Below are 10144 nucleotides of genomic sequence, written 5' to 3'. Positions count from 1 at the left end.
TCCCGCACCGGCGGCTGTCGCTGCTGAGCGGGGCGCTGCCGGGCTGGCCGGCCGAGAACCGTACGGCGCTGGTGGTCTTCGGCCTGCACGGCGTCTTCGGCAGCTCCTGGCTGGGCCGGCCCTGGACCTTCGCCACCTACGACACCGTGGACACCCACCCGCTGCTGCTCACGGCGGTGGCCGAGTGGCTGCCCAGCTCGGGCCAGGACGGCCGGCTCAGCCGGGTCGACCCCGCCCAGCCGCCGCGGGACCAGGCGCAGGAGCTGGCCACGCTGCTGGTCGAGCGCTACCTGGCCGATCCGGACGGGCCGCCCGGGCTGCCGGAGCTGGTCCGCGGGGTCGAGGACGGCGCCCGGCTGCCGAGCGCGCAGCGACTGGGACAGCTGGACCAGCTCCTGCACACCGGCCGGATCCACCCCCAGGCCCCCGCCCCCACCGCCCCGGCCGCCTCAGCACCACCGGCACCACCCACACCACTGGAACCACCGGCACCACCCGCACCACTGGAACCCGAACCGGAACCGGCACCGGCCCCGCCGGAGGAACCGTCCGAGCAGCTGTCGGACCGCCATCTCCTGGACCGGCTGGACGCGTTGAAGGACGACTGGGAGAACTTCAACGCGGTGCTCTGGCACTTCAAGAAGGCCGCCGACCGCACCGCCGCCGAGCGCACCGCGCTCTGCGCCGAAGTCCTTGCCCAGCGGCTCTACTTCTACTGCTCGCCGGGCGGCCGGGAGATCGGCGACGAGCTGATGATCGAGCGGGCGGCCTGGTTCTTCCACTGGGCGGTCACCCGCGAGGCGCGCGACCCGGTCCACCGGGAGGCGCTCGGCGCACTCTTGCGCCTGCTGGCCCTCAACAGCTCACCGGCCGAGCGGGAGTTGCTGCGCCGCGCCGTCCTGGAGACGCCCGAGGGCCGACCCGCCCCGGACCTGCCCCCCGAGCTGTGGCAGCAGCTCTTCCGTGACCTGCTGCCGGCGGAGGGCTACGGCATCGCGCCATCCTGCTGACGTAAGGACGGTCACAAACAGTCCGTCAAGACCGGACACCTTGCTGCCATCCGGCCGCCGAGCAGCAGGATTTCCTGCCCGGCGGGCCGAACTCACTTCGTGGTCGAAGGTCTCGCGCTGGTCAAAGATGCAACTTTCTCCACGACCTGTCCAGAAGTCACCATCCGCCCACACGGAATGATCGCATCCGGCGACGACGCCCCGGGCCCCTGATAGGAATGAGGAACGACGGCCGATCACCGCCCACGTCACTGCGAGGCACCGCCACGGTGCCGCTGACGAGGCGTTTTCGACAGGCGGCCGTCGTTCGTGGGGGAACCCGTCTCGTCAGCAGGGGGCACAGCCATGTCCGGCACCACCAGCACCACCGACACGACCAGCGCGACCAGCAGCACCGACCTGACCCGCCGTCGCCTGCTCCAGGGCGCCGCGGTCGCCCTGACGGCGGCCACCGCCTCCGTCGCCCTGAGCCTGTCCCGGCCGACCGCCACCCGCTCCTCGGCCGCCGGGCCGCAGGCCTCGGACACCTTCGACGAGGTCTTCCAGGGCCGCCGCATCCAGGGCAGGCCCCTGCCGACCGGTAGCGCCACGGGCCACAGCGCCACGGGCCACCACCACGGCGGCGCCGGCTACCTGGTGCGGATCGACGACCAGGAGCTGCACCTGATGCGCAACGCCGACGGCACCTGGATCAGCGTCATCAACCACTACCAGACCTTCAGCACCCCGCGCGCCCTGGCCCGCGCCGCCGTGCACGGGCTGCGCGGCGCCGCCCTGGTCCCGCTCGCCGCCTGACCCCGGCCCACCGAACCACTCACCTCACCCTCACCCTCACCCTCACCCTCACCCGGAGGACGCATGGCCGTGCGCAAGAACCAGGCCACCCTGACCGCCCGCGAGAAGCGCGACTTCGTCGACGCCGTCCTGACCCTCAAGCGGCAGGGCGGCTACGACGCCTTCGTCAGCACCCACAACTCCTTCATCCTCAGCGACACCGACGACGGCGCCCGCACCGGCCACCGCTCGCCGTCCTTCCTGCCCTGGCACCGCTCCTTCCTGCTCCGCTTCGAGCAGGCCCTGCAGCGCGTCAACCCGGCCGTGACACTGCCCTACTGGGACTGGACCACCGACCGCACCCCGGACGCCTCGCTCTGGGCGGCCGACCTGCTGGGCGGCGACGGCGACGGCAGCGACGGCCGGGTGACCACCGGCCCGTTCGCCCACGGCGCCGGCGCCTGGACGCTGACCGTGCGACCGGACAGCCGCCCCTACCTGGCCCGCTCCCTCGGCGCGGCGGTCGCCGACCTGCCCAGCCGGGCGGAGGTGGACTCCGTGCTGGCCCTCACCCCGTACGACACCGCGCCCTGGAACAGCTCCTCCGACGGCTTCCGCAACAACCTGGAGGGCTGGACCGGCGTCAACCTGCACAACCGCGTGCACGTCTGGGTCGGCGGGGCAATGGAGACCGGCATGTCCCCCAACGACCCGGTCTTCTGGCTGCACCACTGCTTCATCGACCGCCTCTGGGCCGGCTGGCAGCGCCGCCACCCGGACCAGGGCTACCTCCCCCGCGCCGCCACCGCGGACGTGGTCGCCCTCGACGAACCCCTGCGCCCCTGGAACGACGTCACCCCGGCGGCCCTGCTGGACCACACCGCCTTCTACACCTACGACAGCGCCTACTGACCCTCGCCGCCGACCGGCTCCTCGCAGCCCGAACGACTGACGGAGCCGGTGGCCGGGCCGGTGGCGGCGCGCCGGCGCCCGGTGGCCGGCAGCAGTGGGCCCAGGGCCAGGACCGTGAGTGCGTGGACCGAGAAGGCGAACGGGACGTAGCCGAGGTAGCCGGGCAGCGGCATCTCGAACAGGTGCGGCCAGCCGTTGACGCCCGGCGTGTCGTAGACCCACCGGTAACCCGCCGACCCGCTGTTCCAGAACTCCCAGAAGAACCCGCCGACCAGCCCGGTCAGCGCGAGCAGCACCGCCTCGCCCCACCGCCCGGCGGCGGCGTCCCCCAGCAGGCTGGGCCGGCCGCGCCACAGGTTGACCGGGTCCAGCAGCAGGAACAGGGCGCACCAGAGCAGCGGATAGGTCTGCCGGGGCGCCAGCAGCGGCACGACGAGCGCGAGCACCCCGGCCGCGCAGACCGCCCGCTCGCCGGCCCGCGACAGCGGCAGCCGCCGCCCGCGCACCCGGGCCGGCCGCACGAGCGGGCGCAGCAGGTCGCGGGTCTCCCACAGCACCGGGATCACCGTGCTGAAGTGGACCGCCTGGACGAGGTCCCACAGCAGGCGCCCGTGCCGCGCGGAGGCCAGGTACCGCCAGTTCCCCAGCACGTGGTTGTACAGCTCGTAGAAGACCCAGAGTGCCGAGGAGAGCGGCAGGAGCAGCAGGAACAGCCGCGGCCGGGCGGTCAGCAGGCTGGTGCCGGTGCGCAGCCGCACCAGGCCGTCGACCGTGATGACGTAGCCCAGCCAGAGCGGCAGGAAGAGGTCCTCGGAGTAGCGGCCGGTGACCGTCCAGTAGGCCGGCCAGGCCACCGCGATCAGGACCGGGCCGACCACCAGCTGCCAGCCCGGGCGCGCGGTGCTCGGTAGCACGGTGCTCATGGCACCAGTGTCGTGCGCCGCACCCCCACAGCGCACCCCCACGAGGCCCCCCACAGCGCACCCCCACGACGGCGGCGACCGCCCCTCACCCGTTCGAGTGAGAGGCGGCCGCCGCGTGCGGTGCTCGATCCGTCAGCTGGTCGTGATCGCGGTGTCGTCGATCACGAAGCTGGTCTGCAGCGAGGAGTCCTCGGTGCCGGTGAACTTCAGGGTGACGCTCTGACCCGCGTAGCTCGACAGGTCGAAGGTCTTCTGCACGTACCCGGTGTTCTTGTTGACGTTGGAGTACGTGGCGAGCGTGGTGGAGTTGGCCTGCACGGTCAGCTTGTCGTACGCCGTCGTGCCGGTCTCCGCGGTGTCGATGTGCAGCCAGAAGCTCAGCGACGCGTGGCAGCCGGCCGGGATGGTGACGGTCTGCGACAGCGTGTCGGTGTGCGTCGAGCCGTAGCCGTCCATCCAGGCCTTCCACGAGCCGCCGTGGGCCGCCTCGGAGGAGGAGTTGTCGATCACGCCGGCGCTGGCGGTCCAGGGCGCGGCGGTGCCGGTCTCGAAGCCCGGGTTGCCGAGCAGCTGGCCGCCGGTGCAGCCGCCGCCGGTCGCCACGGTCCAGGAGAAGGAGGCGCTACCGGTGGCGTTGGTGGTGTCCTTGGCCGTCACGGTCACCGAGGAGGTGCCCGCGGCGCTCGGGGTGCCGGAGATCAGGCCGCTGGAGCTGATCGACAGGCCGGCCGGCAGACCGGTGGCCGAGTAGGTCAGGGTCTGACCCGACGCGCTGTCCGAGCCGGTGACCTGGAGGGAGACCGCGGTGCCCACGGTGCCGCTCTGGTTGCCCGGGTTGTTCACCGTCACCGTGTTGCCGGTGGTGGAGGTGACCGTCCAGGTGAAGCTGGTGCTGCCGGTGGCGCCGGTGGTGTCGGTCGCCGTCACGGTCACCGAGGAGGTGCCCGCGGCGCTCGGGGTGCCGGAGATCAGGCCGCTGGAGCTGATCGACAGGCCGGCCGGCAGACCGGTGGCCGAGTAGGTCAGGGTCTGGCCCGACGCGCTGTCCGAGCCGGTGATCTGCTTGGAGACCGCGGTGCCCACCACGGTGCTCTGGTTACCGGGGTTGTTCACCGTCACCGTGTTGCCGTGGGTCAGGATGGCGTGCGAGATGGCGCAGGCGTTGGTGTCGTTGGACCAGCTGGCCTGCTCGGCGTAGGTGCCGAAGGAGCCGAAGCTGATGTTGGCCGCGCCGCCGGCGGTGCCCGGGCTCAGCCAGGCGCACTCGTCGGAGTTCTCCTGACCGTTGAAGGAGCTACCGCTCTGCTGGTTGGTCCAGCCGCCCGCCGGGTTCTGGTCCGACATCATCTCGTGCCACTCGTGGCCCAGCGTCATGGTCCAGCCGTCGAGCGTGCCGGGCGAGTTGACGAAGCCGACGCCGCAGCCCGCACCCGAGTCCATGTTGTACGGCTGGTTGCTGAACGCGATGTCACCGTAGGGCGAGGTCACCGCGCCGCCGGTCAGCGTGCTGTCGCCGTTGTAGTCGTGCCAGGCGCAGTACTGGTTCTGGTAGCTGTCCGGGTTGGTGCCGTGCGGCGAGAGCACCACGTAGTAGGCGTCGCGGTTGGCCGCGGCCGTGGTGTTGCCGAAGTGGGCGGCCGCGTTGACGGCCTCCACGCCGAGCTGGTGGCCGGTGGCCGCGCTCGGCGAGGCGGCGGCGTTGTCGTACCAGACGCCGGCCAGCACGCCGCCGCTCTGGTAGGGCACGAAGGCCGCGTTCGAAGGGCAACTGGTGGCGCCGGCACTGACGTTGGGGCCGTCGCACCACTGGGTCAGGTCCGCCGACCAGGTCTCGCCGTTGGTGCCGATGCCCTTGAACATCTGCTGCGCGGCGCCGGCCGCGCCGGCCGAGTCGCCGGAGAACTTCGCGTTCCCGTTGGCGTCGGTGGTCTGCGAGCCCCACTGGTTGCCGTAGAAGACCAGGTAGACCTTGGAGTGGCCGCTCTGCACGCCGATGCCGTCGATGCCGCCACCGTAGGACAGCGTCTCGGGACCGGTCGTGGCGTTGGGCGTCGCCTGGTCGGCCGCCCACGCCTTCATCTTGTCGTTCTGCTGGATGGTCGGCATCGCCCCGTGCCGGTACGGGTGCTGGTACTGCGGGCTGTAGGGGTTGGCGACCGCCGAGCTGGTGCTCTGCGATGCGGACGGTGCGGCCACGGCCTGGGGTGCGGCGGCGGCGATGATGGCACCGGTGACGAGGGACAACGACGCGAGGCCGGTGATGGCCGCTCGCACCGTGCCGCGGATGTGGGGGGTACCCATCTGTGGGGGATCCTCTCTCCTGCCGCACACCGGCACGGGTCAGCGCGGGTGGGCGGCTACGTGGGACAGGGCGGCGAGGGCGCACCGGTGGTGCCGGTCGGCCCGGTGACCCGGACCGCCCGCCGGACGATGGCGCACCAGGACGGGAGCGGAGGCGTCGGGCCGTGTCTGCGCAGCCCGGAGCCCGGGCGGCGGAGGTGCTGGGGGCACGGCATGGCGGTCCGCGGGGAGCGTTCGTCCTGTTCCGGCGGGGAAGGGATGGCAACGCCTGGAAATCACACGGTTTCTGGCGGTCTGACAGGTGGTGCGCCGTTCGCTGCGGTGAAGCAAAGCAGAGTTGGCGAACACGGGTCAACGCGTTGTACCGGCGCGGCCCCCGCGGCGCCGATATTCAGAGCCGGCTCAGAAGTTGGGGTCCCGGACCGGTCACTGCCCGCACACGGAAGCGGGCCGGCGGACCGTCCCCGAAGGGTCGGTCCGCCGGCCCGCGAGCGGGTCCCGGCCGCCGGCTCGGCGGCGCCGGGCCGAGCTCCGGCTCAGTGCCGGTGGGCGAGTTCCTGCACGAGCAGGGTGGCGTCCAGCGTGCCCACCCCGGTCGTCTGGTCGTAGCCCGGGGCGGCGGGGAAGCCGCCGGCGCCGGTCGAACCGGTCGTCACGTCGACCAGCCCGGGCGCGTGCTGGGCGTACAGCCGGTACAGGTCCTCGTCGATCACCCCGAGCCGGTGGCCGGCGGCCTGGTCGGCGAGCGCGACGACCCCGGCGAAGAGCGGCGAGGACTCGCTGGTGCCCGCGCCGTCGGCCGTCCAGCCGGTGTGCGCCGGGTCGAAGCTGGAGTAGAGCCAGAGCGCGCCGTTCGGCGAGCCCGCCATGCTGATGTCCGGGGTGCCGCGGTGGGCGCCGACCACCGAGCGCACCGGGTTCTGGTAGCCGGGCCGGGCGAAGACCTGGGAGAGCTCGCCGCCGCTGCCCGACCAGGCGGCGTCCGGGGCGCTGCGCACCCCGCGGTCGTCCAGCTTCAGCTCGGTGCCGCCGACCGCGGTCACCAGCGGGTCGCCGGCCGGCCAGGCCGCGTCCAACCGGTTCGCGTGCCCGCCGCCGTCGCCCGAGCTCGCGGTGAGCGTGACCTGGTGGCGGGCCGCGTTGGTGAAGGCGTAGCGCAGAGTGGTGAGGCTGGTGTAGTCGCCCTGGTCGAAGCCGGGGAACATCGCCTCGCTGGTGGCCCAGCTCATCGAGACGACGTCCGCGTCGCCCGCGTCCACCAGGTGGTTGATGCCGCTCATCATCTCCGGCACGCCGACCGGGCCCTCGGTCTCGGCGACGCCGGTCTCCAGCAGCACGATCTTGGCGCCCGGCGCGACGGCGTGGGCGGCCTCGACGTCCAGGGTGCTCTCGCTCGCCCAGCCGTTCATGTCGCCGTCGGTGGGGTCGAACGGCGGCACCTGACCCCACTTCACCACCTCCACCTGGCTGGAGGGCAGGCCCCACTGCGCGGAGTAGACGTCGAGGTCGTGCTGGATGGTCGGCGAGCCGAACGAGTCGACGATCACGATGGTGCGTCCCTTGCCGGTGATCCCGGCCTGGTACAGCGGGTCGAGGCGGTAGGCGGTGCGGTACTGCAGCGGCGAGTAGCAGGCGCGCTGCAGCTGGGCGAGGCAGTCGCTGGTGGAGATCGGCGCGGCCAGCACCGGGTCACCGCCGGAGGCGGGAGCGCCCGCCCGGGCGGGGTGCACCGCGGTCACCGGGTGCACCCCGACCGACGGTCGCGGCGCGGGAGCCGCCGTCAGGGCGCCACCGGCCGCCGGTACCAGGGCGAGCGCGAACGCGCCCGCCGCCGCGACGGCGAGTCTCAGGCTTGCGGACATCGACACGTGGGTCCCCTCTGGGCGTGGATATGACGGGGTCAGGACAAGTCACCACCCTAGGAGCACCGCTGATCGCCTGGCGAGAGGCAGATCAAGCCACCCCGGCACCCGCGCCGCCACCGCCCCGCCGGCACCACCCGCCGCGCCCGCCGCACCCGCACCGCCCGCACCGCCGCGGACGCCCGGGCTCACACCCCGCGCAGCCGGCGCACCATCCGACCGGCCAGGAAGGGCGCGAGGTGGCGCACGGCCGCCGCCGGCACGTGCCCCACGAGCCCGGCCACCCGCAGCTCCCGCCAGGTCCGCCGGGCGTCGGCGGACTGACCCGCCACCAGGAAGGCCAGCGCGAACCGCAGGTAGTGCCAGGTCAGCACCTGGGCGAAGGCGGTGGCGGTGAGGGAGGTCTCCACGCGCTCGCGGTCCAGCATCAGCAGCATCCGCGAGTAGAGCCGGCCCAGGTTCCCGCCGTGACCGGCCGGTTCCTCGCGGTACATCACCAGCGGGACGTCCAGTTTGACCACCGGGCCCAGCCGGGCGCAGCGCAGCCACAGGTCCCAGTCCTCGGCGCCGTCCACCGTCGGGTCGAAGCCGCCGCAGCGGCTCAGCGCCTCGGTGCGCACCTGGACGGTGGAGGTCTGGAAGCGGTTGAGCAGCAGCAGGTCGCGGTAGCCCAGCCGGGTCTCGCGCGGGCGCCCGCCCGCGGGCTCGGGCGCGCGCCGCCGTGCGCCGCCCGCGGGCTCCCGGTCACCGGCGAGCAGGACGGCGTCGGGGTGGCGGGCCTGCGCCGAGCGCTGGCGGGCCAGCTTGCCGGCCAGCCAGACGTCGTCGGCGTCCAGGAAGGCCACCCACGGCTGGGTCGCCTCGCGGATCCCGGTGTTGCGGGCCGCCGAGGGCCCCTGGTTCGGCTGCTCGATCACCCGCACGCCGGGGTAGGAGCGCGCCACGGCGGAGGTGCCGTCGCGCGAGCCGTCGTCCACCACGATCACCTCGGCCGGCCGCGGAACCTGGCCCAGCGCCGAGGCCAGCGCCGCGCCCAGCGTGCGCTCGGCCTGGTAGGCGGCGATCACCACGCTCACGGGTGCCACACCGTCAGCCATCTCGGTACCTCTCGTCTTCTGTGTCGGGGATCGTCGGGGATCTGTCGGGGGCCCGGCGGCAGAGGCCTGCCCGGGGTCCGGCGGGGCCGTCGTTCGGGGCTTCAGCCGGCGTCGGCGCGGACGGCCGCCAGCCGGCGCGCCGTGTCCTCCAGGCCCGTGCGGCACGAGCCCTTCAGCAGCACCAGGTCGCCCGAGCGCAGGAAGCCGTCCAGCAGCCGGGCGAGGGCGGCGTCGCGGTCGGGCACCAGGGTGGCGCGCACCCCGCCGGCCACCGCCTGCTCGTGCACCAGACGCGCGCCGGCGCTGCCGACCGCGATCAGCTCGCCGACCCCGGCGGCGGGCGGCTGCGGGCCGAGCTCGGCGTGCTGCTCCTCGAAGGCGGCGCCCAGTTCGGCCATCTCGCCGAGCACGGCGACGGTGCGCCGGTCGCCGTCGGCGGACATCGCGACCAGCGCGCTGAGCGCGGCGCGCATCGAGTCCGGATTGGCGTCGACCGCGTCGTTGACCACCGTCACGCCGTCCGGACGCTCCGCGATCTCCATCCGACCAGGCGTCAACTGCCGTGCCTTGCACAGGGCTTCGGCCACCTGGCGGAGGTCGGCACCGAGCCCCAGGGCGACCGCGGCGGCGGCCGTGGCGTTGGCCACGTGGTGCTCGCCTGGCATCCGCAGGGTGACCCGCACGCCCGCCCCGGCGCGCTCGCCGGTCAGGATGAACGAGGGCCGCCCGGTGCGGTCCAGCGCGACCGTGGTGGCCCGCACCTGCCCGGCGTCCCGCCCGAAGGTCAGCACCCGGGCCCGGGTGCGCCGCGCCATCGCCAGCACGTACGGGTCGTCCGCGTTGAGCACCGCCAGCCCGTCGGCCGGCAGCGCCTCGACCAGCTCGCCCTTGGCCGCCGCGACGGCCTCCCGGCTGCCGCCGAACCCGCCCAGGTGCGCGGTGCCCACCGTGGTCACCAGGCCCACCGACGGCGGCAGGATGCCGGTCAGGTGCCGCAGGTCCCCGGCCCGGCCGGCGCCCATCTCGGCCACCAGGTAACGGGTCGCGGCGTCCGCGCGCAGCACGGTCAGCGGCAGGCCGATCGCGTCGTTGTGGGAGAGCGGGGTGGCCACCGTGGTGTCCATCGTCGCCAGCACCTGGGCCAGCAGGTCCTTGGTGCCGGTCTTTCCGGCCGAGCCGGTCGGCACGATCACGGTGGGCCAGCCCGGCTCCGCACCCGGCGCGGCCAGCGCCCGCAGCAGGGCCAGCACCGCGTGCGCCAGCGC

7 protein-coding genes and 1 pseudogene are annotated in these 10144 nt (G+C 73.7%); 3 read left to right on the top strand and 5 right to left on the bottom strand.

Features of this window, described 5'->3' with window-relative positions; translation table 11 throughout:
- The 3 genes and pseudogenes from ABD323_RS34195 to melC2 all read left to right on the top strand — a co-directional run.
- Positions 1-1010 (top strand): annotated as a pseudogene (locus ABD323_RS34195) (hypothetical protein); the annotation flags it as partial.
- Positions 1011-1355: 345 nt separating this feature from the next.
- Positions 1356-1805: an apotyrosinase chaperone MelC1 gene (gene melC1 / locus ABD323_RS34190; RefSeq protein ID WP_344445968.1), complete on the top strand. Its 450-nt coding sequence runs from the start codon at positions 1356-1358 to the stop codon at positions 1803-1805.
- A gap of 63 nt (positions 1806-1868) precedes the next feature.
- The gene (gene melC2 / locus ABD323_RS34185) at positions 1869-2696 is read left to right on the top strand and encodes a tyrosinase MelC2 (protein ID WP_344445967.1); all 828 of its coding nucleotides are present in this window, start codon (positions 1869-1871) and stop codon (positions 2694-2696) included.
- Here the strand turns inward: melC2 and ABD323_RS34180 are convergent.
- The 5 genes from ABD323_RS34180 to ABD323_RS34160 all read right to left on the bottom strand — a co-directional run.
- The gene (locus tag ABD323_RS34180; RefSeq protein WP_344445966.1) at positions 2690-3619 is read right to left on the bottom strand and encodes a hypothetical protein; all 930 of its coding nucleotides are present in this window, start codon (positions 3617-3619) and stop codon (positions 2690-2692) included. The two genes, melC2 and ABD323_RS34180, sit on opposite strands and share 7 nt — an antisense overlap.
- 132 nt (positions 3620-3751) lie before the next feature.
- Positions 3752-5920 (bottom strand): putative Ig domain-containing protein, encoded by a 2169-nt coding sequence (locus ABD323_RS34175; RefSeq protein WP_344445965.1) that lies wholly within the window; start codon positions 5918-5920, stop codon positions 3752-3754.
- A gap of 536 nt (positions 5921-6456) precedes the next feature.
- A complete protein-coding gene (locus tag ABD323_RS34170) occupies positions 6457-7782 on the bottom strand; it encodes a S53 family peptidase (RefSeq protein WP_344445964.1) in 1326 nt (441 codons plus the stop codon).
- A 188-nt stretch (positions 7783-7970) separates the two neighbouring features.
- Positions 7971-8879 carry a glycosyltransferase family 2 protein gene (locus ABD323_RS34165; protein WP_344445963.1) on the bottom strand — a complete coding sequence of 303 codons (909 nt, stop codon included), beginning with the start codon at positions 8877-8879 and terminating at the stop codon, positions 7971-7973.
- Positions 8880-8980: 101 nt separating this feature from the next.
- Positions 8981-10144 (bottom strand): UDP-N-acetylmuramoyl-tripeptide--D-alanyl-D-alanine ligase (locus tag ABD323_RS34160; protein WP_344445962.1); only part of this gene is annotated, 1164 nt, incomplete at its 5' end.

Origin of the sequence: Kitasatospora nipponensis, assembly GCF_039528135.1 — a bacterium.
In the GTDB taxonomy this organism is placed as follows: domain Bacteria; phylum Actinomycetota; class Actinomycetes; order Streptomycetales; family Streptomycetaceae; genus Kitasatospora; species Kitasatospora nipponensis.
This window is presented reverse-complemented; position numbering and strand designations above follow the sequence as displayed.